24 protein-coding genes, 1 tRNA gene and 2 pseudogenes are annotated in these 22,144 nt (G+C 67.5%); 17 read left to right on the top strand and 10 right to left on the bottom strand.

Features of this window, described 5'->3' with window-relative positions:
- Positions 1 to 44: 44 nt before the first annotated feature.
- The gene (locus FM104_RS14950; protein ID WP_143738456.1) at positions 45 to 692 is read right to left on the bottom strand and encodes a hypothetical protein; all 648 of its coding nucleotides are present in this window, start codon (positions 690 to 692) and stop codon (positions 45 to 47) included.
- 341 nt (positions 693 to 1,033) lie between these two features.
- Here FM104_RS14950 and FM104_RS14945 point away from each other — a divergent pair, with 341 nt between their 5' ends.
- From FM104_RS14945 to FM104_RS14930, 4 genes are all read left to right on the top strand, one after another.
- Complete coding sequence (locus FM104_RS14945) at positions 1,034 to 3,562, top strand: ATP-dependent Clp protease ATP-binding subunit (protein ID WP_087133024.1); 2,529 nt, start codon at positions 1,034 to 1,036, stop codon at positions 3,560 to 3,562.
- 150 nt (positions 3,563 to 3,712) lie between these two features.
- Positions 3,713 to 4,216 carry an amino-acid N-acetyltransferase gene (locus tag FM104_RS14940; RefSeq protein WP_087133023.1) on the top strand — a complete coding sequence of 168 codons (504 nt, stop codon included), beginning with the start codon at positions 3,713 to 3,715 and terminating at the stop codon, positions 4,214 to 4,216.
- Positions 4,217 to 4,225: 9 nt separating this feature from the next.
- Positions 4,226 to 4,897: a hypothetical protein gene (locus FM104_RS14935; RefSeq protein ID WP_087133022.1), complete on the top strand. Its 672-nt coding sequence runs from the start codon at positions 4,226 to 4,228 to the stop codon at positions 4,895 to 4,897.
- 225 nt (positions 4,898 to 5,122) lie between these two features.
- A complete protein-coding gene (locus FM104_RS14930; protein WP_087133021.1) occupies positions 5,123 to 5,533 on the top strand; it encodes a dehydrogenase in 411 nt (136 codons plus the stop codon).
- A gap of 13 nt (positions 5,534 to 5,546) precedes the next feature.
- Here the strand turns inward: FM104_RS14930 and radA are convergent, their stop codons facing one another.
- Complete coding sequence (gene radA, locus FM104_RS14925) at positions 5,547 to 6,914, bottom strand: DNA repair protein RadA (protein WP_087133020.1); 1,368 nt, start codon at positions 6,912 to 6,914, stop codon at positions 5,547 to 5,549.
- 59 nt (positions 6,915 to 6,973) lie between these two features.
- A complete protein-coding gene (locus tag FM104_RS14920) occupies positions 6,974 to 8,194 on the bottom strand; it encodes an MFS transporter (RefSeq protein WP_087133019.1) in 1,221 nt (406 codons plus the stop codon).
- 5 nt (positions 8,195 to 8,199) lie between these two features.
- On the opposite strand from FM104_RS14920, the pseudogene FM104_RS14915 reads away from it, so the two are divergent.
- The 3 genes and pseudogenes from FM104_RS14915 to narI form a co-directional block, all read left to right on the top strand.
- Positions 8,200 to 9,183 (top strand): annotated as a pseudogene (locus tag FM104_RS14915) (4Fe-4S dicluster domain-containing protein); the annotation flags it as partial.
- Positions 9,180 to 9,902 (top strand): nitrate reductase molybdenum cofactor assembly chaperone, encoded by a 723-nt coding sequence (narJ, locus tag FM104_RS14910; protein ID WP_087133018.1) that lies wholly within the window; start codon positions 9,180 to 9,182, stop codon positions 9,900 to 9,902. The pseudogene FM104_RS14915 and the gene narJ, both read left to right, overlap by 4 nt.
- A 5-nt stretch (positions 9,903 to 9,907) precedes the next feature.
- A pseudogene (narI, locus tag FM104_RS16915) lies at positions 9,908 to 10,512 on the top strand (respiratory nitrate reductase subunit gamma); the annotation flags it as partial.
- Positions 10,513 to 10,825: 313 nt separating this feature from the next.
- On the opposite strand, the gene FM104_RS14900 reads toward narI, so the two are convergent.
- The 4 genes from FM104_RS14900 to FM104_RS14885 are packed head-to-tail and all read right to left on the bottom strand — an operon-like array spanning position 10,826 to position 13,540.
- Positions 10,826 to 11,533 (bottom strand): ATP-binding cassette domain-containing protein, encoded by a 708-nt coding sequence (locus FM104_RS14900; protein WP_087133017.1) that lies wholly within the window; start codon positions 11,531 to 11,533, stop codon positions 10,826 to 10,828.
- Positions 11,530 to 12,354, bottom strand: coding sequence for an ABC transporter permease (locus FM104_RS14895; RefSeq protein ID WP_373407860.1), 825 nt, complete (start codon positions 12,352 to 12,354; stop codon positions 11,530 to 11,532). The genes FM104_RS14900 and FM104_RS14895 overlap by 4 nt, the downstream gene beginning before the upstream one ends.
- Positions 12,351 to 13,136 (bottom strand): molybdate ABC transporter substrate-binding protein, encoded by a 786-nt coding sequence (gene modA / locus FM104_RS14890; protein WP_087133016.1) that lies wholly within the window; start codon positions 13,134 to 13,136, stop codon positions 12,351 to 12,353. The genes FM104_RS14895 and modA overlap by 4 nt, the downstream gene beginning before the upstream one ends.
- Before the next feature lie 2 nt (positions 13,137 to 13,138).
- Entirely contained in the window at positions 13,139 to 13,540 is a 402-nt protein-coding gene (locus FM104_RS14885; RefSeq protein ID WP_087133015.1) for a TOBE domain-containing protein, read from the bottom strand.
- A gap of 152 nt (positions 13,541 to 13,692) precedes the next feature.
- Between FM104_RS14885 and FM104_RS14880 the strand changes: the two genes are divergently transcribed.
- Genes FM104_RS14880 through FM104_RS14855 form a run of 6 tightly spaced genes read left to right on the top strand, consistent with a single transcriptional unit; the run spans position 13,693 to position 17,817 of the window.
- Positions 13,693 to 14,925, top strand: a complete 1,233-nt coding sequence (locus tag FM104_RS14880; protein WP_087133014.1) for a ThiF family adenylyltransferase — start codon at positions 13,693 to 13,695, stop codon at positions 14,923 to 14,925.
- On the top strand, positions 14,922 to 16,157 hold the full coding sequence (locus FM104_RS14875; protein WP_087133013.1) for a molybdopterin molybdotransferase MoeA: 1,236 nt from the start codon (positions 14,922 to 14,924) through the stop codon (positions 16,155 to 16,157). The genes FM104_RS14880 and FM104_RS14875 overlap by 4 nt, the downstream gene beginning before the upstream one ends.
- Entirely contained in the window at positions 16,154 to 16,627 is a 474-nt protein-coding gene (gene moaC / locus FM104_RS14870; protein ID WP_087133012.1) for a cyclic pyranopterin monophosphate synthase MoaC, read from the top strand. Before FM104_RS14875 ends, moaC begins: the two co-directional genes overlap by 4 nt.
- The gene (mobA, locus tag FM104_RS14865; protein WP_087133011.1) at positions 16,624 to 17,295 is read left to right on the top strand and encodes a molybdenum cofactor guanylyltransferase; all 672 of its coding nucleotides are present in this window, start codon (positions 16,624 to 16,626) and stop codon (positions 17,293 to 17,295) included. The genes moaC and mobA overlap by 4 nt, the downstream gene beginning before the upstream one ends.
- Positions 17,292 to 17,582: a DUF6457 domain-containing protein gene (locus tag FM104_RS14860; protein ID WP_087133010.1), complete on the top strand. Its 291-nt coding sequence runs from the start codon at positions 17,292 to 17,294 to the stop codon at positions 17,580 to 17,582. The genes mobA and FM104_RS14860 overlap by 4 nt, the downstream gene beginning before the upstream one ends.
- Before the next feature lies 1 nt (position 17,583).
- The gene (locus FM104_RS14855) at positions 17,584 to 17,817 is read left to right on the top strand and encodes a MoaD/ThiS family protein (RefSeq protein WP_087133009.1); all 234 of its coding nucleotides are present in this window, start codon (positions 17,584 to 17,586) and stop codon (positions 17,815 to 17,817) included.
- A 27-nt stretch (positions 17,818 to 17,844) separates the two neighbouring features.
- On the opposite strand, the gene FM104_RS14850 is transcribed toward FM104_RS14855, so the two are convergent.
- Positions 17,845 to 18,273 (bottom strand): molybdenum cofactor biosynthesis protein MoaE, encoded by a 429-nt coding sequence (locus tag FM104_RS14850; RefSeq protein WP_087133008.1) that lies wholly within the window; start codon positions 18,271 to 18,273, stop codon positions 17,845 to 17,847.
- A complete protein-coding gene (locus FM104_RS14845) occupies positions 18,270 to 18,755 on the bottom strand; it encodes a MogA/MoaB family molybdenum cofactor biosynthesis protein (protein ID WP_179206830.1) in 486 nt (161 codons plus the stop codon). Before FM104_RS14845 ends, FM104_RS14850 begins: the two co-directional genes overlap by 4 nt.
- A gap of 94 nt (positions 18,756 to 18,849) precedes the next feature.
- On the opposite strand from FM104_RS14845, the gene FM104_RS14840 reads away from it, so the two are divergent.
- Positions 18,850 to 19,467: a helix-turn-helix transcriptional regulator gene (locus FM104_RS14840; RefSeq protein ID WP_087133006.1), complete on the top strand. Its 618-nt coding sequence runs from the start codon at positions 18,850 to 18,852 to the stop codon at positions 19,465 to 19,467.
- Positions 19,468 to 19,479: 12 nt separating this feature from the next.
- On the opposite strand, the gene FM104_RS14835 is transcribed toward FM104_RS14840, so the two are convergent.
- Positions 19,480 to 20,256: a hypothetical protein gene (locus tag FM104_RS14835; protein WP_087133005.1), complete on the bottom strand. Its 777-nt coding sequence runs from the start codon at positions 20,254 to 20,256 to the stop codon at positions 19,480 to 19,482.
- A 112-nt stretch (positions 20,257 to 20,368) separates the two neighbouring features.
- Between FM104_RS14835 and FM104_RS14830 the strand changes: the two genes are divergently transcribed.
- From FM104_RS14830 to FM104_RS14820, 3 genes are all read left to right on the top strand, one after another.
- Positions 20,369 to 21,415, top strand: coding sequence for a hypothetical protein (locus FM104_RS14830; RefSeq protein ID WP_087133004.1), 1,047 nt, complete (start codon positions 20,369 to 20,371; stop codon positions 21,413 to 21,415).
- A 39-nt stretch (positions 21,416 to 21,454) separates the two neighbouring features.
- The gene (locus FM104_RS14825; RefSeq protein WP_087133003.1) at positions 21,455 to 21,889 is read left to right on the top strand and encodes a pyridoxamine 5'-phosphate oxidase family protein; all 435 of its coding nucleotides are present in this window, start codon (positions 21,455 to 21,457) and stop codon (positions 21,887 to 21,889) included.
- Positions 21,890 to 21,972: 83 nt separating this feature from the next.
- Positions 21,973 to 22,061, top strand: a tRNA-Ser gene (locus FM104_RS14820).
- The last annotated feature ends 83 nt before the right edge of the window (positions 22,062 to 22,144 follow it).

Here is a 22,144-nt window from a genome sequence, read left to right as displayed (position 1 = left end):
CGATCTCCAGATTGGTAGCAGCTGCCGCGACGCGTAGTTCATGATCAGACCAGCCCGTCCGAGTCGCGCTGCAGGCGCCGCACGCCCAGGTACAGAACTCCGGCGAGAGCGAGCACCACGCCGAGAACGAGCGCCGTGCCATCGGGGGACAGCAGGGAGGAGTGCGGCAGCTGCACCCAGACTGTGCCGCCCGCAGCAGAAGTCGAATAGTCCATGTCCGCCAGCGCTGACGCATCTGCCCGGTGGCGCAGCCACGGCGCGAGCCATGCGGTGAGCAGCGTCAATGCCGACAGCGCGAACAGCCACACCGCCGCGGACCGCGCAAAGGGACGTCTCGTCCACAGTCGTCGGCACAGCACGATGATCGTCACGCCCCCGGCGAGGAAGTTCAGCGACGTCAGAGCGAGCGCGGTCGCCTGCAGGGTTCTCGAGACCGGCAGCGGCGCAGTCGACGACAGCAGCACACCCCACAGCCACGATTGCGTCGCCGAGTCGTCACCATCGAGCTTCGCCGGCACCCCATCATGCGAGCCGAGCTCGGCATGCAGGTCGTACGCGCCCTCATAGATGTAGATGATGCGCACGAGGTCGTTGAGCAGTACGGCCAGGGTCAGCACGGCCGTCACAACAACCACGATCGTCAGCAGCATTCGCCCGCCGACTCGTCCGGATGATCCGCCTGTTGTCTCCATGTCGCCCCCGTCAATCGCTCCATATCGATAATCGTTGTTATCGATAGTCGTTAACGTAACGACTATCGATATGCGTGTCAATACTCGTGTCGTTCTCAGGGGTGTGAGGGCGCAGGGCTGCTCCGGAAGTGAGCATCGGGGAGGGGCCCGCGAAGCGGGAGGGGTACCCGTTCTGCGAACGCACGGAGCATCCCGGAGCCCGTCTCCACGATTTCAGAACGCGCTATGCCGACGGCGAACACGGGCATACGGCATCCGCTCGGTCGTTACTCTCGATGTACAAGGCGCTACCAGCCGCTTCGCCCCGTGCGGATTCGCCACGTGCGAAAAGGAGTCACAGCATGTTCGAGAGATTTACCGACCGAGCCCGTCGGGTCGTCGTCCTCGCCCAAGAAGAGGCGAAGATGCTCAACCACAACTACATCGGCACCGAGCACATCCTGCTCGGGCTCATCCACGAGGGTGAGGGCGTCGCAGCCAAGGCGCTCGAAAGCCTCGGCATCTCCCTCGACGCCGTGCGCGAGCAGGTGCAAGACATCATCGGCCAGGGCCAGCAGCAGCCGACCGGGCACATCCCGTTCACGCCGCGCGCCAAGAAGGTGCTCGAGCTGAGCCTGCGCGAAGCGCTGCAACTCGGCCACAACTACATCGGCACCGAGCACATTCTGCTCGGGCTCATCCGTGAGGGCGAGGGCGTCGCAGCCCAGGTGCTCGTCAAGCTCGGCGCAGACCTGAACAAGGTTCGCCAGCAGGTCATCCAGCTGCTCTCCGGGGCTCCCGGCCGCGAGACGGCATCCGTCGGTGCGCAAGCGAACGAGGGTCCCGCAACGGCCCAGGGCGGCTCCCAGGTGCTCGACCAGTTCGGCCGCAACCTCACCCAGGCAGCCCGCGACGGCAAGCTCGACCCGGTCATCGGGCGCGAGAAAGAGGCAGAGCGGGTCATGCAGATCCTCTCCCGCCGCTCCAAGAACAACCCCGTCCTCATCGGCGAGCCCGGCGTCGGCAAGACCGCCGTCGTCGAGGGCCTCGCTCAGGCCATCGTCAAGGGCGATGTGCCCGAGACGCTCAAGGACAAGCAGCTCTACTCGCTCGACCTCGGCTCGCTCATCGCCGGATCCCGCTACCGCGGCGACTTCGAAGAGCGCCTGAAGAAGGTCACCAAAGAGATCCGCACCCGCGGCGACATCATCGTCTTCATCGACGAGATCCACACCCTGGTCGGGGCAGGTGCCGCCGAAGGTGCGATCGACGCGGCCAGCATCCTCAAGCCGCTCCTCGCTCGAGGCGAACTGCAGACGATCGGCGCGACCACGCTCGACGAGTACCGCAAGTACTTCGAGAAGGATGCTGCGCTCGAGCGCCGCTTCCAGCCGGTGCAGGTGAACGAGCCGTCGCTGCCGCACACGATCAACATCCTCAAGGGGCTGCGCGACCGCTACGAGGCGCACCACAAGGTGCAGATCACCGACGGTGCACTCGTGGCCGCGGCGAACCTCGCCGACCGCTACGTCTCCGACCGGTTCCTGCCCGACAAGGCCATCGACCTGATCGATGAGGCCGGCGCGCGTCTGCGCCTGAGCATCCTGTCGTCGCCGCCCGAGCTGCGTGAATTCGATGAGCGCATCGCCAAGGTCCGCGAAGACAAGGAAGCCGCCTCTGAAGAGCAGGACTTCGAGAAGGCCGCGTCGCTGCGCGATCAGGAGAAGGAGCTGCTCGGTGAGCGGCTGCGCCTCGAGAAGAAGTGGCGTGCGGGCGACGTCGCGACCCAGGCGGTCGTCGACGAGGGCCTGATCGCCGAGGTTCTCGCACAGGCCACCGGCATCCCGGTCTTCAAGCTCACCGAAGAGGAGTCCAGCCGGCTCGTCTTCATGGAGCGCGCGCTGCACCAGCGCGTCATCGGTCAGGAAGAGGCGATCGCCGCGCTCTCGCGCACGATCCGCCGCCAGCGCGCCGGCCTGAAGGACCCGAAGCGTCCTTCCGGCTCGTTCATCTTCGCCGGCCCCACCGGCGTGGGAAAGACCGAGCTCGCCAAGGCGCTCGCCGAGTTCCTGTTCGACGACGAGGCAGCGCTCATCTCGCTCGACATGAGCGAATTCGGTGAGAAGCACACCGTCTCGCGTCTGTTCGGTGCCCCTCCCGGGTTCGTCGGATTCGAAGAGGGCGGCCAGCTCACCGAGAAGGTGCGCCGCAAGCCGTTCTCGGTCGTGCTGTTCGATGAGATCGAGAAGGCCCACCCCGACATCTTCAACTCGCTTCTGCAGATCCTCGAAGAGGGTCGCCTGACTGACGGTCAGGGACGCATCGTCGACTTCAAGAACACCGTGATCATCATGACCACGAACCTCGGATCGTCGGCGATCGCCGGTGGCCCGGTCGGCTTCCAGATGGAAGGCAACCCGCAGACGTCGTACGAGCGGATGAAGGGCAAGGTCGACGAAGAACTCAAGCGCCACTTCAAGCCCGAGTTCCTCAACCGCCTCGATGACGTCATCGTGTTCCCGCAGCTGAACAAGGACGAACTGCGTCAGATCGTTGGCCTGTTCACCAAGCAGCTGGCCGAGCGTCTGCTCGACCGCGACATGACGGTCGAGCTGTCGGATTCGGCGAAGGACAAGCTCATCGAGATCGGGTTCGACCCCGCGCTCGGTGCTCGTCCGCTGCGCCGCGCCATGCAGCGCGAGATCGAGGATCAGCTCTCCGAGCGCATCCTGCACGGGCAGCTCAACAGCGGCGACCACGTGAAGGTCGACGTCGTCGACGGCAAGTTCGACTTCGAGCACGCTCCCCGGGGCGAGAAGGTCTCGGTCGGCGTGAACACCGGCGGCGGCATCACCGCCACGCCGGATCTGGCCGCGAGCGGCAACGACTGATCCCTGCGTGAGCGGGCCTCTTCGTCCTAACCGCACGAAGGCAGTGCAACAACGAGGGGCGGATGCTGCACAGCATCCGCCCCTCGTTCTGTCCGTCGTTCGGGCGCGCGTCACGGATGCCGCACAGCGACGCAGTTCTAAGCTGGATGCGTGAGCGAATACACCGTACGCGCCGCGCGCAGCGCCGACATCACCGGCATCCACGCGCTGCTGAAGCCGCTCGTCGACGAGCGGATTCTGCTGGGCAAGGATCTGGCTGTGCTCTACGGCGCCGTGCAGGAGTTCGTCGTCGCTGAAGCAGAGGGCGAGCTGATCGGCTGCGGTGCACTGCACGTCATGTGGGAGGACCTCGGCGAGGTTCGCACCCTGCTGGTGCGCGATGACCGGCTGCACCACGGCGTCGGTCGTGAGATCGTGACAGAACTCGAGCGCCGCGCCCGCGAACTGGGTCTCTCGCGGCTGTTCTGCCTGACGTTCGAAACGGAGTTCTTCATCCGCCGCGGGTTCTCGCCGATCGGAGAGCAGATCGTCGACGCCGACGTCTATTCGCAGCTGCTGCGCAGCGGCGACGCGGGTGTCGAGGAATTCCTCGATCTCGCGCACGTCAAGCCGAACACGCTCGGCAACACCAGGATGCTCAAGCACCTGAATTAGCCTGGACATATGCCCCGCCAATCCGCCGCCGTCTACCGTCGTCGGAGACTCGTCGTCTTCCTTCTGATCCTCGCGCTGATCGCCGCGATCGGCACCGGAACATGGCTGGCGATCGCCCAGCCGTGGAGCCCGGGGCCGACGCCGACGAAGACCTCCGAGGCGGATGCTGACCCGGTTGATCCCTCCGGAACACCGACGCCTGACGCGACCGAGTCTGCCGACCCGACACCGACCGGCTCGGCGTCGCCGAATCCGAGTGAGACACCGGGGATCGTGGCGTGCGAGGCGCCGGACATCGAGGTGACCCCGGTGACCGATGCCGACACCTACGCCGCCGGTGTGCTGCCGAAGCTGTCGATCAGCCTGCTGAACAAGGGCTCGCAGGACTGCACCATCAACGTGGGGTCGAGTAAGCAGAAGTTCACCGTGACCAGCGGCTCTGACATCTGGTGGCAATCGACCGACTGCCAGACCGAGCCGAGTGACATGATCGTCACGCTTACCGCCGGCAAGTCCGTGAGCAGCAGTGCTCCGGTAGTGTGGGACAGGACGCGCTCATCCGTTGACACCTGCGATGAGAAGAACCGTCCCCGCGCACCTGGCGGCGGCTCGTCTTACCACGTCGCGGTATCGATTGGCGGATTCGAGAGCACAGCGTCGAAGCAGATCATTCTGCGATGATGAGAGAAGTTGGGTTTTCGACTGACAGTGCCCATGATTTGGGATACCACCGAAATCGGTTCTCCGAAAGCGCAGTGAAGCCATCCCCAGTGGTGTCGATTCCAGCGTCCCCAGCGCTTCGACATTCACTGCTTTGGGAACCAGAGGGCCCTCTCGAGTCAGCCAGTCCCCAATGGAAGATTCGAGAGGGCCCCACTCTGTTAACAGCTCTCATAAGCTGGAGTCATGGCGAAGAAGAGAGCAGGCGCGAAGCGCCCCGCACCCGAGGACTTCCGCTCCGAGGCGCTGGCGCAGGCCCTTGAGAAGCAGGACATCGCTGGTGTGGCCCTCGCATTGCGCAATGGCAACACGGTCGTTCCGCTGATCAAGCCCGGACCCCGCGACAACCCGCTCGACGGGGGCGAGGTGTGGACGTACCGCGACGCGAACACCGGCGAGATCGCACTGCTGCTGTTCAGCGACGCGAAGCACAAGCCGGAGAACCTCCCACCCGCGGTGGGCGTCTACTCACCGGCCTGGCTGAAGGCGTTCCTGACCACGCACCGCGACACGATCACGACCGTGTTCCTCGATATCGCGGGCCCGCACCCGATGCAGGCACCACCCGCCGAGCTGCTGAAGGCGCTGCAGGTGTGAGGAAAGCTTCCGATTAGAACGGCGGAATCTCGTCTTCGCTTCGTCGAGCAGTTGAGCGCGCCCGCACATCGCCGAGCGCGGCCCGCAGAGTCTTCGAACGATCGTCGACGACCTGGCTGTACCCCAGTCGGGCTGCTTCACTGCGCCGCTGGGTCGCCTGCGTGACCGGACGGATCTCGCCGGCCAGTGACAGCTCGCCTACGGCCGCGACCGTGTGCGGCACAGACACCTGACGGATCGACCCCGCCACAGCCACAGCGATCGCGAGATCGGCCGCGGGCTCGGTGAAGCGCACTCCGCCCACCGTGGAGACATACACGTCGAGTTTTGACGTGGCGATGCCCGCCCGACGTTCGAGAATCGCCAGCACCATCGCCACCCGAGATGAATCCAAGCCGTTCACCACCCGACGTGGATTCGGTGCGTTCGAGTCAATTGTCAGCGCCTGCACCTCGACCGGGAGCGCACGGCGCCCCTCCATCGCGATCGCGACGCAGGTGCCCGGTTCTGCTGCACCGCGAGATAGGAACAGCCCACTCGGATCGGGAACCTCGGCGATGCCGGCGCCGGTCATCTCGAAGCAGCCCACCTCGTCGGTCGGGCCGAACCGGTTCTTCAGCGCGCGGATGAACCGCAGCGCCGTCTGCCGGTCGCCCTCGAAGTGGCAGACGACGTCGACGAGGTGCTCGAGCATGCGGGGGCCGGCCACCTGGCCGTCTTTGGTGACGTGACCGACGAGAATGACCGGGAGTCCCCGGTCTTTTGCTATGCGGATGAGTGTCGCCGCGACCTCGCGCACCTGGCTCGGCTGCCCCGCCGCACCGTCGATAAGGCCGGATGCCACCGTCTGCACCGAGTCGACGATCAGCAGGTCGGGCTTCACCTCATCGATGTGGCCGAGGATCGTGCCGAGGTCGGTCTCGCTCGCCAGATAGAGCTCGTCGTGCAGCGCACCCGTGCGCTCGGCGCGCAGCCGCACCTGCGCCGGTGACTCTTCGGCACTCGCATAGAGCACTCGACGCCCCGCGCGGGCAGTGGCGGCTGCAACCTCGAGCAGCAGGGTCGACTTGCCGACGCCCGGCTCGCCGCTGAGCAGAATCGCAGCTCCCGGCACGACGCCGCCGCCGAGCACCCGATCGAACTCGGCGACCCCGCTTGTGCGCCGAGGAGCATCGGCGGTGGTGATCTGCGTGATCGGACGTGCGGCGCGCTCGGCTGTCGGGGCGACAGCATCCGTCTGCCGCAGGATGCCGGTCCGCACCGCCTGCTCCTTGACCGTGCCCCACTGCTGGCATTCGCCGCAGCGACCCACCCACTTCGCCGTCGTCCAGCCGCATTCGGTGCAGACGAATGCGGGCGGTGCGGTTTTGCGGGTGGCCATGCTCTCAGGTTACTGGCGGCAGCCGACATCCACCCGGCGACAGCGCAGGCAGCTGGGCTTCAGCTCTTCCTGCCCACATCTCGCAGCATGCCGGCGACCACGAGCGCGAACGCGCCGACCAGCACCAGCAGCCACAGGCCCAGCGAATACGAGCCCGACTCGGGGTGGTAGGTCGCGCCCATCACCAGCGGCGGGAAGTACCCGCCGAGACCGCCCGCCGCGGCGACGACACCGCTGACGGCACCGACCTTCTCCTTCGGGGTCGAAGGCCCGATCCAGGCGAAGACCGCGCCCATGCCGAGCCCCATCGCCGACGCCATCAGGATGAACGTGATGCCGGTGACGACGCCTTCGGGCGGCTGCTGGCCCACGATGTACGCCAGCGCGACGATGCCGCCCAGCGACGTCAACGAGACAACCTTCGGGCCGAACCGGTCGGCGAGCACGCCGCCGATGGGGCGTGCGATCACCGCGGCCGCCGCGAACAGCGCCGTGCGGGCGCCCGCCCCGAGCACGTCCACCTCGTTCGGGTAGATGGTGGTGAGATACTTCGGCAGAAATGTCGAGAAGGCTACGAACCCGCCGAAGACGATCGCGTAGAGGAACGACATCTCCCACGTCACCGGCAGCTTCAGCGCGCCGATGAGCTTCGGCACCAGCTTCTCGCGGTTCGGCTCCCACGCCGGCGATTCGCGCATCATGAACCAGACCACCGCCGCCATCACGACCAGCGCCCCGGCGATCACCAGGTGCGTGGGCAGGTAGCCGATATCCTGTGCCAGCCGCGGGGTCACCATGGCCGAGACGGCCGTGCCGATCATGCCCATGCCGAACACGCCGGTCGCGAAACCGCGGCGCTCAGGCGGAAACCACGCACCGGAGAACGGCACGCCGACGGCGAAGATCGTGCCGGCGACACCGAGGTAGAAGCCCGCGATGATCAGCAGCGGAAAGCTCTGGATGCTGCCGGCCAGCGCCACCAGCAGCACTGCCGGAGCGGAGAGCAGCAGCACCAGGGTGAACATCTTGCGGCCGCCGAATCGGTCGGTCATCGCGCCGATCACGATGCGGCCCAGCGCGCCGACGAGCACCGGCGTGGCGAGCATCAGCGAGATCTGTCCCTCGTCGAGGCCCATTTCAGATGCATAAGTGCGCTGCAGCGGAGCGATCGACATCCAGGCCCAGAAACCGATCGTCGATGCGATCGTCGCCAGCAGCACCTGGGCGAGTCCGCCCTTGAGTTCGGTCTGAGGCGGAGCGGAGGTGGTCAGCCTGGTCATAGGGGGTCTACTTCAACCACAAGACCGGCAAGGCCGAGAAGTGCACGATGTGCTATCCGCGCATCGAGGTCGGCCTGCCCACCGTGTGCTCAGAGACCTGCGTTGGCCGCCTGCGATACCTGGGGCTGGTGCTCTACGACGCCGACCGCGTGGCTGAGGCCGCCGCCGTCGAAGACGAGCACGAACTGCTCGACGCGCAGCGCTCGGTGCTGCTGGATCCGCACGACCCCGAGGTCATCGAGGCAGCCCGGCGCGACGGCATCTCCGACGACTGGATCGACGCCGCACAGCGCAGCCCCGTGTGGCGACTCATCCACGACTACAAGGTGGCGCTGCCGCTGCATCCGGAATACCGCACCATGCCGATGGTCTGGTACATCCCGCCGCTGTCGCCGGTTGTCGACGTGGTCAGCAACTCGGGCGCCGACGGTGAGGACGCGCGGACGCTGTTCGCGGCGATCGACAAGCTGCGCATCCCGATCAGCTACCTCGCCGAGCTCTTCACTGCTGGCGATATCGGGCCTGTGGATGCGTCGCTGCGCAAACTCGCGGCGATGCGCTCGTACATGCGCGGCGTCAGCATCGACGATGAGCGCGATGAGCGGATCGCGCAGGCGGTCGGCATGACCGGCCGCGAGATCGAAGAGATGTACCGGCTGCTCGCGATCGCGAAGTACGAGGAGCGCTATGTCATTCCGCCTGCTCACTACGAGCAGGCGCACGACCTCGAAGAGATGGCCTGCTCGCTCGACTTCGACGGCGGGCCCGGCATGGGCGGCGCCGGCGGGCCGTTCGGCGCGGCGAGCGGCTCGGCCGTCCCCGTCGCGATCGAGAACTTCAACGCGCTGGCCGACCGGCAGACGGCGGATCGGCCCTCGACCCCGGGCCGGGTGAACCTGTTGAACTGGGACGGCAACGGTTCGACCACCGGTTTGTTCCCGCCTGCCGAGCGGGCCGAGGAGCGCTCCTACGACGAGGAGCAGACATGAGCACCGTTCTGCCGCCCCGCGTCACGCCGAAGCGCAAGCTGCCCGACGTTCTTGCGCCCGTCGCGCTGAACGCTCGGCAGCGCAGCACCACGCACATGCTCGCGTCGCTGCTTCTCGATTATCCGGATGCCGAATGGTTCGCGCGCCTGGAGATTCTGGAGGCGAACGCGGTGACTCTGCCGGCCGCGATCTCGGAGCCGCTTCTGCGGTTCATCACACGGGCCCGTGAAGCAGGATCATCGCAGTGGCAGAAGACCTATGTCACGACGTTCGACCTCAAACGCAAGTGCTCGCTGTACCTGAGCTATTACGCCACCGGCGACACCCGTCGTCGCGGTACCGCCCTGGTCACATTCATGGACGCGTATCGCGCGGCCGGGTGGGAGTTCGACGCCCCTGAGCTGCCCGATTACCTGCCGGCGGTGCTGGAGTTCTCTGCGCGTTCGCAGTCGGACGTGGCGGATGCTGTGCTCGCCGCACACCGCGAGGGCGTAGAGGTGCTGCGGGCGGCACTGGAGGGCATGGACAGCCCATGGTCCGATGTCGTTCGCGCGATCACGCTGTCGCTGCCGAAGGTCGATCAGCGCACGCGCGATCGTGTGCTCGCCCTCGTGAATGAGGGTCCGCCGACCGAGACCGTCGGCCTGAGTCTGCCCATGCCGACTTTTCGGGGCACGGGATTCGCCGCTGAGGCGATCGGAGTGAGGGAGCAATCGTGAACACGATGCAGATCCTGCTGTGGGTGGCGCTGCCGTACGTGGCCGGGGCGGTGTTCATCTTCGGGCATCTCTGGCGGTACCGCTACGACAAGCTCGGCTGGACGACCCGCTCGTCGCAGTCGTACGAGAACCGGCTGCTGCGCTGGGGCTCGCCGATGTTCCACCTCGGCATCCTCATGGTCATCGCCGGCCACGTCGTCGGCCTGCTGATTCCGCGCGAATGGCTCTATGCGATCGGCATCAGCGAGAGATGTACCACATCGGCGCCACCGTGATGGGCACGGCGGCCGCGGTGCTGACGCTCGCCGGACTCGCCATTCTCGTCTTCCGCCGCCGCACAGTGCCGGCGGTGTTCCTGGCGACCACGGTGATGGACAAGCTCATGTTCGTGTTCCTCGGTGCGACGCTGCTGTTCGGCACGCTGGCGACCGTCGTCTACCAGGTCTTCGGCTCGGGGTTCCACTACCGGGAGACGATCTCGCCGTGGATGCGCGAGCTGATGATCTTCCGCCCGCGACCCGAGCTCATGCTCGAGGTGCCGCTGCTGTTCCAGCTGCACGTGATCACGGCGCTGCTGCTGTTCGCGCTGTGGCCGTTCACGCGTCTCGTGCACGTGTTCTCGGCGCCCGTCGGCTACCTGTTCCGGCCGTACATCGTCTACCGTTCGCGCGATGAGCTGCGCGGTGCGCGTGCGCCCAAGCGTGGGTGGGATCCGATCGAGGCTCCGGATCCTCAGCGGTTGCGTAGGCCTTAGCTCTGGGTCTGGGGGCGGGCGCAGGGACGTTCCCTTCGCTCGCAGAACGGGTGCCCCTCCCGCTTCGCGGGTCCCTCCCGATACTCACTCCGGGAACATCCCTGCGCCCTTGGCGGCACCGACGATGAGGGCCGCTTCGCGAGGTGGGTGGTAGTAGTAGAAGGTGCGGTCAGCGGGAGGCAGCGACGGCAGCGGCGAAGTCGGATGCTGGGGATGCCAGCACCTCGTAGAGGGGGCCTTGCTGGGTGATGCGGCCGTGCTCGAGGAACACCAGGCTGTCTGCCAGAGCTGCAGCATCCGCCACGGTGTGCGAGACGACGATCGTCGTCGTGCCCTGCAGCTGGTCGCGCACCACCTCGCGCAGCTGCGCGGCGGCCTGCACATCCAGCGATGAGAACGGCTCATCGAGCAGCAGCAGCCGTGGCCTCGCCGCGAGGGCTCGCGCCAGAGCGATGCGCTGACTCTGGCCGCCGCTGAGCTCACCCGGTCGGCGCCCGCCGAGACCGGCCAGTCCGACGCGCTCCATCCACTCCGCCGCGATCGCACGGGATGCGTCGCGGCTGGCTCCGCCCGACTGTGCCGCGAACGCGATGTTCTCCGCGGCGGTCATGTGCGGAAAGAGCAGCGCTTCCTGCCCCAGCAGCCCGATCGAGCGCCGAGACGGCGGTGTGTGCTGTCTGGCATCCGCAATGCGGTCGCCGTCGATGTCGAGGTATCCGTCATCGAGGCGCGTGAGTCCGCTGAGCGCATCAAGCAGCGTGGTCTTGCCCGCGCCGCTCGGCCCCATCACGGCAAGCACCTCGCCCGCGGCGAGGGTCAGCCGAGCGTCGACGGCGGCATGGGTGACGACGACGTGCGCGTCGACCGCGCCGCTCATTTCAGTGCTCCTGGCCGCCAGGCGCGCACCAGCAGCAGCACGGCGACGGCGGTCGCCAGCAGCAAGATCGACAGCGCGACCGCGGTCTCACGCCCGGTTCCCGCGCCGTTGAAAGCGGTGTAGATCGCCAGCGGCATGGTCTGCGTGACACCGGGAGAGTTGCCGGCGAACAGCGCGGTGGCGCCGAACTCGCCGATCGCGCGGGCGAAGCAGAGAATCACGCCGACCACGATGCCGGGTGTGGCCAGCGGCAGGGTGATTCGCCACAGCACACGCCACGGGCGTGCCCCCAGGGTCGCGGCGGTGCGCTCGTAGCGTCCGCCGACACCGCGGATCGTGCCCTCGACCGCGAGCACCAGAAACGGCAGCGCGACGAAAGCCTGGGCGAGCACGACGGCGACCGGAGTGAACGGCAGTGTGACATCGAACGCCTGCGCGAGCAGCTGTCCGAGCGGGCTGGTGCGACCGAACAGGAACAGCAGAGCGACACCGCCCACCATCGGCGGCAGTACGAGTGGAACGGCCACGAGCGCGCGCAGCAGCGCCGACACCCGGGGCCCGGAGCGCGCCATGAGCAGCGCGAGCGGCAGGCCGAGCACCAGACACAGTGCCGTCGCCGCGAGGCCGGTGACCAGCGACAGCCGCAGCGCATCGAGTGCGGCCTGCGAGGTGATGTCCTGCCAGAGTGTCGCCCACGACGCGCGGGTTATCAGTGCGAAAAGCGGCAGGATCAGCAGCATCACGCCGAGCACGGCCGGCGCGATCAGCGCGAACGGCGTGCCCGTGCCGGTGTCGCGTCGGCCGCGCTGGATCGAGGTCACGGGGCGCCGAATCCGAGTTCCTGCAGAATCTTCTGTCCGGTCGGACCCTGCGCGAACTTCACGAAGGCGATGCCGGCGTCGCTCGCACCGTCAAGCGCCACGATCGGATATCGGTTGACGACGTCGGCCGCACCGTCTGGCACGAAGCTCTCCACGGCATCATCGCCGATGACGTCGGTCGCGTAGACGAGCCCGGCATCCGCCTCATTCGCCGCCACCTTCTGCAGCACGGCGGTGACGTTCTGCTCCTGGCTGGCGGGGGTGACCGTGACACCGGCGTTGTCGAGCAGAGTCGTCGCGGCCTTGCCGCACGGCACCTCGGGCGCGCACAGCACGGTGACCACGTTCGCCAGATCGGCGAGAGAGGTGACGCCCGCCTCGTTGCCCGCGGGCACGGCGACGACCATCGTATTCGTGGCGAACAGGGCCGGATCCGCGGCCAGATCCGCGTCGATCAGGCTCTGCATATTGCGCTCGTCGGCGGTGGCGAGCACATCGGCGTGCGCGCCTTCCTGCAGCTGCGTGACCAGAGTGCTCGAGCCGTCGTAGACGATCGGGTTGACCGTGACGCCGGGGTTCTCCTCGGTGAACGCAGCTGCGATCTCGTCGAACGCGGTGCGCAGCGAGGCGGCGGCGAACACCGTCACTTCGCCGGTGAGTTCACTGCCGGACGCCGAAGTGGGTTCGGTCGCCGGGGCGGCCGGGGCGTCGGATGCAGCGGAGCACCCCGTGAGCGCAAGTCCGCTCACCAGCGCGATGAGCACAGCGGCCCGACGAAACATGTTCACGAATGATTCTCCTTCGGGGTCTCGACGACGACGGTGGTTGCCTTGATGCTGGCCACCGCCAGTGATCCCGGCTGCAGATCGAGTTCGCGCGCGGCCTCGGCCGACATCAGCGACACGACCCGATGCGGGCCCGCCTGGATGTCGACCTGCGCCATCACGCCGTCGATCTGTACGCGCGTGACGAGGCCGGTGAAGCGGTTGCGCGCACTGGAGAGCCGATCGGGGGAGTCGGCGTGCGCGTCTGCCGACGTGACCGCGTGGGCGGCGAGGGCGTCACCGGGGATGCGGGCGGGAGAGTCGCCGGTGACCGGAAGGGCCCCACTGTCGATCCAGCGGCGCACGGTGTCGTCACTGACGCCGAGCAAGCGCGCCGCCTCACTGATGCGATACGAAGTCATGACCTCAGCATAGGCACGCTTCAGACGCAGATCCAGGAAATCTCCCGCAAATATTCCGCAGATGCGGAGAAATGGTGCCGTATGGCCAGGAACGGCATAAATCCGGCATCCGACGCTGGCGCCGAGCGGGCCGGATCCGTAGCCTCGGAGATATGGCATTGCCTCCCCTTGTCGACCCCGTCGACTCTCTGAGCGACGCCGAGCGCGCCCGCACGGCCCGGCACCATGTGCTCGCCGGTCTCGGCGAGCTCGGCCAGCGTCGTCTGCGCGCTGCGCACGTCGCCGTCGTCGGCGCCGGAGGGCTGGGAGCTCCGGTGGTGCTTGCGCTCGCCGCGGCGGGCATCGGCACGATCACGATCATCGACGATGACGTCGTCGAACTCTCGAACCTGCAGCGTCAGGTGATGCATCGTCAAGCAGACATCGGCGCGGCGAAAGTCGACAGTGCGGTGCGGGTAGCGGCCGATCTCGCGCCCGAGGTGGTGGTGCGTCCGCTGCGCGTGCGCCTGACGGCCGACAACGCCGAGGGCCTGCTCGCCGGTGCTGATCTCGTCATCGACGGCACCGACACTTTCGACACCCGGCTGCTGGTCGCCGCGGCCACCGAGCGCCTCGGCATCCCGCTCGTGTGGGGTGTCATTCAGGAGTTCGCCGCGCAGATCACCATCTTCTGGTCGGCTCCGCCGGCGGGGGCGGATGCTGTGCTGCTGAGCGATCTGTACCCCGCGGGCAGCGTCGGCGAGCTGCCGACCTGCGCGGCGGTCGGCGTGTTCGGTGCGCTCTGTCTGCAGGCCGGGTCGATCCTCTCGATGGAGGCCATCAAGCTCATCACCGGCATCGGTCGACCGCTTCTCGGGCGCGTGCTGGTCATCGATGCGCTCGGCGCGACGGCCCGCGAGGTGCCGCTGCGCGCCGCGCGAGCCGGGGGTGGCGGCGCCGTTGCCAGCCCTGCCCCTGCCGCACCGTCGGAGATCACGGTCGCCGCGCTGGAGGGCGAGTCGGCTGCGGGTGCGCTGCTCCTCGATGTGCGCGAACAAGCCGAGGTCGTCAGCGGCATGATTCCTGGCGCGAGGCATATCCCGTTGGCAGAAGTGCTGGCAGATCCCGCATCGTGCGGTGATGGGCGGATCATCGTCATCTGCCAGGTCGGCATCCGGGCACGTCGTGCGGCGGCGGTACTGCGGGGGATCGGCGCGGATGCTGTCGTGCTGGCCGGCGGCATGGAGGCGTGGAATGCGCGCGAGCTTGCTGAGCCGCTCCGGCCAGCACCCGCAGCGGAGGAGAACGCACCCACCGGAGGACCAATGCCCGAGGTTTCTCCTCCGGAGAGTGAGAACTCCTCCCGACGGGGTGTCAGAACACAGCCCGAGAGGACCCGCGCATGACGTATCGAACAGTCGAAGAGCAGCTCGAACGCGTCCTGGCTGCCGTGCGGCGGCATCCATCTATCAGCGTTCCACTCGCCGAGGCCCGCGGACTCACGCTGCGCGCACCAGCGCGAGCGACGAGCGCCGTGCCGGTGTTCGACAACTCCGCCATGGATGGCTTCGCCGTGCGGTTCGCCGATGTAGCGGACGCGACGCCAGAGCATCCGGTCGTCTTGCAGGTGATCGCCGACATTCCCGCCGGCAGCGCCATCGATCCCGCCATCGGCGCGGGCGAGGCGGCGCGGATCATGACCGGGTCGCCGGTGTCGAGCGACGCCGACGCCATCGTTCCCTTCGAGGACACCGTCGGGGGCCTCGCCGACTCGCTCGCGACGGCGACCGTGCAGAACGCGCCGAAAGCCGTCGGTGCGCACATTCGCCGGGCGGCCGACGACATCGACATCGATGACATCGTGCTCGACGCCGGCACCCTGCTCGGCCCGAGACAGCTCGGCGCACTGGCATCCGCCGGTATCGCACGCGTCGACGTCGCGCCGCGGGCGCGAGTCGTGGTGGTCTCCACCGGATCCGAGCTCGTCGCCCCCGGCACCCCGCTGCAGCGCGGGCAGATCCCCGAGTCGAACAGCATCCTGCTCGCCGGACTCGTCGCCGAAGCAGGCGCCGACGTCGTGCTGCGGCGCGTCATCGACGACGACGGCGACGGACCAGCCGAAGTCGTCGCCGAAGCCAGGGAACTGCAGGCGGATGCCGTCGTCTTCTCTGGCGGAGTCAGTGCCGGAGCCTACGAGATCGTGAAGCAGAGCCTCGGCGACACGATGGAATTCTCGAAGGTCGGCATGCAGCCGGGTAAGCCGCAGGGTTTCGGCGTCACCGCCGACGGGATGCTGCTGTTCGGACTGCCGGGCAATCCCGTCAGCGCCGCTGTCTCGTTCGAAGTGTTCGTGCGACCAGCGCTGTTGCGCATGCACGGTCGGGGGAGTGTTCACCGGGCCCGCGTCGTCGTGCCGGCCGCAGTGGGATGGCGCACGCCCCCGGGGCGCCGCCAATACCTGCCGGCAGTCATCGACCGCACCGACCCCGCCCGCCCTGTCGTGCGACCGGCGACAGCCGGCGGATCGGGCTCGCACCTCAGCGTGGGCCTCGGCGTCGCCGAAGCTTACGCAATCGTCCCCGCCGAGACGGAGCAGGTCTTCGTCGGCGACCTCATCGAAGTCATGGAGCTGCAATGACCTTCACCCACCTGGATTCCTCCGGCCACGCCCGCATGGTCGACGTCACTGAGAAGCAGCCGACCGTGCGCGCGGCGACCGCACGAGGATTCGTGCGCTGTGCTGCAGACACGGTCGCCCTGCTGCGCGACGGCACTGTGCCCAAGGGCGACGTGCTGGCCGTGGCGCGCATCGCCGGTATCCAGGCTGCGAAGCGCACCCCGGAGCTGCTGCCGCTCGCGCACGTCATCGGCGTGCACGGCGCCGTCGTCGACCTGCAGATCGACGACGACGGGGTCGCGGTCGAGGCGACCGTGCGCACCGCCGACCGCACTGGCGTGGAGATGGAGGCGCTCACCGCGGTCTCGGTCGCCGCACTCTCGATCATCGACATGATCAAGGGTGTCGACCGCTCGGCCAGCATCGAGCACCTGCGCATCGTCGCGAAAGAGGGCGGTCGCAGCGGGTCCTGGCAGCGACCGGGCGAATGACTGCCCCCCGGGTCGGGGCGATCCTGCTCGTCGGCGGACGCTCGACGCGGATGGGCGGCGGATTCAAGCCGCTGATCGAGATCGGCGGCACGTCGCTGTTCGCGCGCGCGGTGATGACGCTGGCGGATGCGGGGGCCGAGCCGATCATCGCTGCGGGCCCCGAACTCGATGAGGCGGCCCCGGTGCACTGGGTGCGCGAGGACCCGCCGTTCGCGGGTCCTGTGGCGGGTATCGCCGCGGCACTCGCCGCGCTGGACGCTGGGATTTCCGCGGATGGACCGGCCGCCATTCCCGAGTGGATGCTGGTGCTCGCCGGCGATCTGCCGTATGCGGCACGGGTCATCGAACGATTGCTCGCTGTGCTGACAGCATCCGCTGCCGGACCCGATGCCGATGCCGATGCCGATGCTGATGCCGGACCCGACGCGCACGTCTTCACCGCCGACGGGCATCCGCAGTGGCTCGCGGGCGTCTACCGCACCGACGCGCTGCGGTCGGCACTGCGCGCGCTCGCAGCCGGTGGCACTGCTTACGACGACGCGTCATGTCGTTCTCTGTTCAGCGGCCTGGATATCGCCTGGCTGACCGACGAGGATGGAATCACCGCCGATATCGACACCCCGGCGGATCTGGTCCGCATCCGCGCTGAACTCGAGGAGGAATCGTGAGCACGTCATCACGCACCCTGCCACCGGAGGCCCTCGACGAGTGGGCACTCGCGCTGCGACAGCGGTTCGAGCTCGGCGCAGACGATGTGCCGATCAGCCTGATTCTCGACCTCGCTCGCGACGTCGCCAATGGCGTCGCCCGCCCCGCGGCACCGTTCAGCGCTTTCGTCGCGGGTCTCGTCTCCGGTCGCTCTGGCGGCACGCCCGAGCAGGTACGGGAAGCCGTCGCGGCGATTGTGGAACTTGCGAGCACCTGGCCTGCTGATGACCACACGGAGGAAGGCTGACATGACAAAAGTGCGATTCTTCGCGGCCGCGGAAGAGGCGGTCGGACGCGATGCCCTGATGACGGATGCCGTCACCCTGGGCGATCTGAAATCGACGCTGCTCGCTGAGCATCCGGCTCTGCACGGGCTGCTGTCGCGGTGCGCTGTGCTCGTCGACGGAGCGCGGGTCGATGACGAGTTCGCGCTCGCAGGCGCGCAGACGGTCGATGTGCTGCCGCCATTCGCCGGCGGGTGAGACGCCCGCCCGCTGCTCGGTGAAGGACTATCCGCCGATGCCCTTCCAGGCAGTAGTGCCGTCGGCCTCGACCTGACGCTTCCAGACCGGCAATTCTCGCTTGATGGCCTCGATGACCTCGCGGCAGACGGTGAAGGCCTCATCGCGGTGCGCGGAGGCGACAGCGATGACCACCGCGGCGTCGCCCACGCCAAGGCGTCCGGTGTGGTGACTGACCGCGACGACAGCATCTGTTCCCGCGGCCGCCGCCTCGGCGATCCTGTGCAGGGTCGGCTCGGCGTCGGGGTGCGAGGTGTACTCCAGGGCCACGACGGCGTCTGTGGCATCCGGGTCATGATCGCGCACGCGACCGACGAAGGTCGCGACCGCACCGGCGGTCGCGCTGTCGACAGCAGTGATGTGCTCGTCGAGCGACAGCGGTTGGTCGGCGATAATACGGGCTAGGCGAACGGTCATCTGTGGTCTTCTCCGTCGAGCTGATCGAGTACGTGCTGCGCGATGGACAGCACGACCGGCATGCCCTCAGCGACAGCCTTCGGCGAACCGGGCAGATTCACGATGAGGGCCGCGCCGACAACACCCGCCACGCCGCGCGAGAGCATGGTGGCGGGCTTGGGCGGGTTGGCTGCGAGACCGATCCGGCGCAGCTCCTCGGCGATTCCGGGCAGCGGGCGTTCGAGCACGCGCGCGGTGCCTTCGGGGGTCTCATCACGAGGGCCGATGCCCGTGCCGCCGCTGGTGACGATCAGTCGGATGCCGGCATCCAGCATCCGACGCAGTGCGTTCTCAACGGAATCCGCACCATCGGAGACGATTACGGCACCCTTGCACGCGAAGCCGGCGTCGCGAAGCGCGGCGACGGCGACGGGTCCGGCGGCATCGTCTCGGGTGCCCGCCGCAGAGCGGTCGGACACGGTGAGCACGGCCGCGGAGATCATGTCTCCCACACTAACCAAGCGGCGGTGACAACGGCCGGAACTATTCGGGGTTCGTTTTCGTTCCGGGGCACGGGCATTGTGTGATGATGGAGTCATGGCCACCACCGGACGCGTCTACGGGCCGATTTCGAGCTACTCCCGGGTGCAGATCCTGCACCTGGTGCAGACCCGGTCCGACCGTACGATCGGCGAGCTCTGCGAGGCCACTGGCCTGCATGCCAACACGGTGCGTGAGCATCTGCAGCGTCTCATCGAGGGCGGCTATGTGCTGCAGGTCGCTGAGCATCGCACAACCCGCGGGCGTCCGCGCACGCTCTACAGCGCGGCAACCGGAGCACCCGACGCGTCGAGTCCGGTCGCTCGTGAGAAGGTCGCCGAAGCCGCACGGCGCGGCGACATGTTGCGCCGCATCCTCTCCGAAGAGGGCTCTGAATTCGGCCGCGAGGCGACCTATCAACTCGACGCTCTGGTCGAGCACCTGGAAGAGAGCGGCTTCGAGCCGGTCATCGACGAGGACTCGCTCACGGTCGAGCTCACGCCGTGCCCGCACGCCGCGGGTGCTCCCGAGCACCGGCCGCTGCTGTGCGAGGTGCACCTCGGGCTGATGCAGAGTGTGCTCACGCAGGCTGGCGGGCCGCTCGCGACCGAGTGCGTTCGCGCCACCGCGAGCCCGGCGGAGTGCACCGTGCAGCTGCGGGTTTCCGCCGCCTGACGCTCACGGCGGTCAGTTGTAGAGGGACTCCACCGGTTCCATGACGATGCCCTGGGCTTCGAAGGCCTGGCGGCGCTCTTCGATGCGGCGGTGCAGTTCGGTCTGCGCCTCGGCGACGAGGTCAGCCGGAAGGTCGACGGATGCCGGGTTCGCCTCGCCATTGCCTGCGGCGATGTACGCATCGAGTTCCGGGCCTGAGGTCCACGAGGTGATGAGCGAGTAGCGCGGTGTCGTGCCCCGGTGCCACACCGCGTGCCAGAAGCGCTGGGTGTCGACGATGATCCGCGACCCGCCGTGCAGGGGCAAGCGCACTTCGGTGGCGGGATCGAAGCGGTCAGAGCGCAGGATCAAGAGCGAATCGGCATCATCGGTGAGGTTGAACCAGCCGCGCACGATCCATCCGCTTCCCTCTGTATTGAGGCGGTTGTTGTCGTCCTGATGCAGGTTGTAGATGGCATCGGCATAGGTATTGGGCTGGAGTTCGATCACGCGGCACCGCCCGACGTTCGCGCCCGGTTCCAGGGCGCGCTGCTGCAGGGTGGGCGCCTTGGCCACCTGATCGGCGATCCAGACGCCGTCCTTGTCGGTGCGCGGGGGAGTGTGGTTCCAGAAACCGTTGCACTCCAGATCGCCGGCGTAACTGGCCAGCGGAGCGAAGCGGGTGATGCCCGAAGACCGCCACCCGATGTAGGTGAGGTCAAGCCATTCAGCAGGGTCGGACGACTGGTCGTGTCGATCGAGCACGACGTAGCCCGTCTCATGCAACGCTGCTGAAGTGAGGAATCCCATCGCGCTCTCCGTTCCGGCATCCGATACTTAGGCAATCCTAATCGCTGCGGCGGGTGTGACGTCTCGAGTCTCGGCCGGAGGAAATCATCGCCAGGCGCTCTAGCCTGGAAGGATGACTCAGCCTCAAGGTGCCCTGCTCGTGGGCAGCGTGAACTACGACGACGCCGAGAAGACGATTCGCACCGCGTCGGAGGTGCTCGGCGGGCGGCTCAAGCGCATCCCCGACGGTGAGGTGGGCAAGAGGTTCCACTGGATCATGTTTCAGCCGGACGTGCTGGCACAGGCGGAGGGCATCGAGCGCATCGGTGCGGAACCGGTCTGGCTGCGCGATCTCGACGCACGTCCGCTGCGCATCGCGGAGGGGGTGGAGGCAGCGTCACTGCAGCTGCCGCCGCTGGGATATGTGGATGCTGCCATCGCCTCCTACGAGACGTTCCGCCGGCTGCGTGCTGCGGGGGATGTGGCCCCGGGGGTGCGGTTCCAGGTGTCGCTGCCGACTGTGGTGGCCGTGGTCGGGTCGTTCTTCTTGGGCGACGATCGCGCTGCGATCGAACCGGTCTACACGGCGGCGCTGCTCCGTGAACTCGATGAGATTCTCGCCGTGATTCCGCATGACGATCTTGCCGTGCAGTGGGATGTCGCCAGTGAGATCGGCATCATCGAGCAGGCGGCGGTGCATGGCAACCCGATGTCAGCGTGGTGGCCTGGCGACCCGTTCGACGGTCTGGTGCTGCGCTTGGCGGGGCTCATCGATTCGGTTCCAGCCGACGTCGAGGTCGGGGTGCACCTCTGTTATGGCGATATCGCTGAGGCGCATTTCATCGAGCCGAAGGATGCTGGCACGCTGGTGCAGTTCGCCAACACGCTGTCTGTCGCCGCGGACCGGTCGCTGACCTGGCTGCACCTGCCGGTGCCGATCGAGCGCGACGACGAGGCGTACTACGCGCCGCTGGCCGAGCTGGCTCCGGTCGCCGATGAGCTGTACCTCGGTCTCGTGCATCGCGAGGACGGGGTCGAAGGTGCGCAGCGGCGCATTGCCGTGGCATCCCGTTTCGTGCCGGTGTTCGGCGTCGCCACCGAGTGCGGCATCGGTCGCGCGCCGGAGGGAACGACCGAGGGAATCTTCGAGACGCACGCGGCGGTTTCTGCGGCCTGGTGAGGCGTCACGGCGTGCGCTGGCGATGAGAGAGTATGAGGCATGGACTCGAACTCGTCGCCGATCAGCCGGCCGCTCTCCAGTGACGTCGAAGGGCTGAAGTTGGCGGAGTGCTGGCGGGCACTGGCATCCGCTTCGCTCGGGCGCCTCGCCGTGCTCGGCAGTGATGGCGCACCCGACATCTTCCCGATGAACTACGTCGTCCACGACGAGCAGATCTACCTGCGCTCCGCGCCCGGAGCCAAGCTGATGGCGATCGTGCGCGATGCGCGCGTCGCCTTCGAGGTGGATGCCATGGTCGACGGCATCGCCTGGAGTGTCGTGCTGCGCGGCACGGCCGTGCGACTCGACACCGATGATGAGATCGTGGCGTCGGGAATCCTCGACTTGCGCACCGACAACCCGACCGCGAAGCACAACTACATTCGGGTGGATCCGCGAGAGATCATGGGGCGACGGTTCCATGCCCGGGGGTGAGTGAGGCGGTTGCTGTCGCGTGAGCAGAGCGGATGCTGCGCTCGATTCGCGCGCGAGGCGCCGCGTGCCGTAAACTCGACGACGGTGACGTGTCCGAGCGGCCGAAGGTGCAACTCTCGAAAAGTTGTGTAGGTAACCCCTACCGTGGGTTCAAATCCCACCGTCACCGCCACTTGTCCTGAGTCGCGACATAGTTTACGAACTTGTCGCGGCTCAGGGCTTTTTTGTTGTCTGATGTGTTGACGGCTGACGGGG

It is taken from the genome of Microbacterium esteraromaticum, from assembly GCF_900163815.1.
Lineage (GTDB): Bacteria > Actinomycetota > Actinomycetes > Actinomycetales > Microbacteriaceae > Microbacterium > Microbacterium esteraromaticum_B.
This window is presented reverse-complemented; position numbering and strand designations above follow the sequence as displayed.

Bases quoted from the DNA above. Each gene is read 5' to 3' on its own strand.
- FM104_RS14950 (WP_143738456.1), bottom strand. From the start codon at position 692: ATGGAGACAACAGGCGGATCATCCGGACGAGTCGGCGGGCGAATGCTG.
- FM104_RS14945 (WP_087133024.1), top strand. From the start codon at position 1,034: ATGTTCGAGAGATTTACCGACCGAGCCCGTCGGGTCGTCGTCCTCGCC.
- FM104_RS14935 (WP_087133022.1), top strand. From the start codon at position 4,226: ATGCCCCGCCAATCCGCCGCCGTCTACCGTCGTCGGAGACTCGTCGTC.
- FM104_RS14930 (WP_087133021.1), top strand. From the start codon at position 5,123: ATGGCGAAGAAGAGAGCAGGCGCGAAGCGCCCCGCACCCGAGGACTTC.
- radA (WP_087133020.1), bottom strand. From the start codon at position 6,914: ATGGCCACCCGCAAAACCGCACCGCCCGCATTCGTCTGCACCGAATGC.
- FM104_RS14920 (WP_087133019.1), bottom strand. From the start codon at position 8,194: ATGACCAGGCTGACCACCTCCGCTCCGCCTCAGACCGAACTCAAGGGC.
- narJ (WP_087133018.1), top strand. From the start codon at position 9,180: ATGAGCACCGTTCTGCCGCCCCGCGTCACGCCGAAGCGCAAGCTGCCC.
- FM104_RS14900 (WP_087133017.1), bottom strand. From the start codon at position 11,533: ATGAGCGGCGCGGTCGACGCGCACGTCGTCGTCACCCATGCCGCCGTC.
- modA (WP_087133016.1), bottom strand. From the start codon at position 13,136: ATGTTTCGTCGGGCCGCTGTGCTCATCGCGCTGGTGAGCGGACTTGCG.
- FM104_RS14885 (WP_087133015.1), bottom strand. From the start codon at position 13,540: ATGACTTCGTATCGCATCAGTGAGGCGGCGCGCTTGCTCGGCGTCAGT.
- FM104_RS14880 (WP_087133014.1), top strand. From the start codon at position 13,693: ATGGCATTGCCTCCCCTTGTCGACCCCGTCGACTCTCTGAGCGACGCC.
- FM104_RS14875 (WP_087133013.1), top strand. From the start codon at position 14,922: ATGACGTATCGAACAGTCGAAGAGCAGCTCGAACGCGTCCTGGCTGCC.
- moaC (WP_087133012.1), top strand. From the start codon at position 16,154: ATGACCTTCACCCACCTGGATTCCTCCGGCCACGCCCGCATGGTCGAC.
- mobA (WP_087133011.1), top strand. From the start codon at position 16,624: ATGACTGCCCCCCGGGTCGGGGCGATCCTGCTCGTCGGCGGACGCTCG.
- FM104_RS14855 (WP_087133009.1), top strand. From the start codon at position 17,584: ATGACAAAAGTGCGATTCTTCGCGGCCGCGGAAGAGGCGGTCGGACGC.
- FM104_RS14850 (WP_087133008.1), bottom strand. From the start codon at position 18,273: ATGACCGTTCGCCTAGCCCGTATTATCGCCGACCAACCGCTGTCGCTC.
- FM104_RS14845 (WP_179206830.1), bottom strand. From the start codon at position 18,755: ATGATCTCCGCGGCCGTGCTCACCGTGTCCGACCGCTCTGCGGCGGGC.
- FM104_RS14840 (WP_087133006.1), top strand. From the start codon at position 18,850: ATGGCCACCACCGGACGCGTCTACGGGCCGATTTCGAGCTACTCCCGG.
- FM104_RS14835 (WP_087133005.1), bottom strand. From the start codon at position 20,256: ATGGGATTCCTCACTTCAGCAGCGTTGCATGAGACGGGCTACGTCGTG.
- FM104_RS14830 (WP_087133004.1), top strand. From the start codon at position 20,369: ATGACTCAGCCTCAAGGTGCCCTGCTCGTGGGCAGCGTGAACTACGAC.
- FM104_RS14825 (WP_087133003.1), top strand. From the start codon at position 21,455: ATGGACTCGAACTCGTCGCCGATCAGCCGGCCGCTCTCCAGTGACGTC.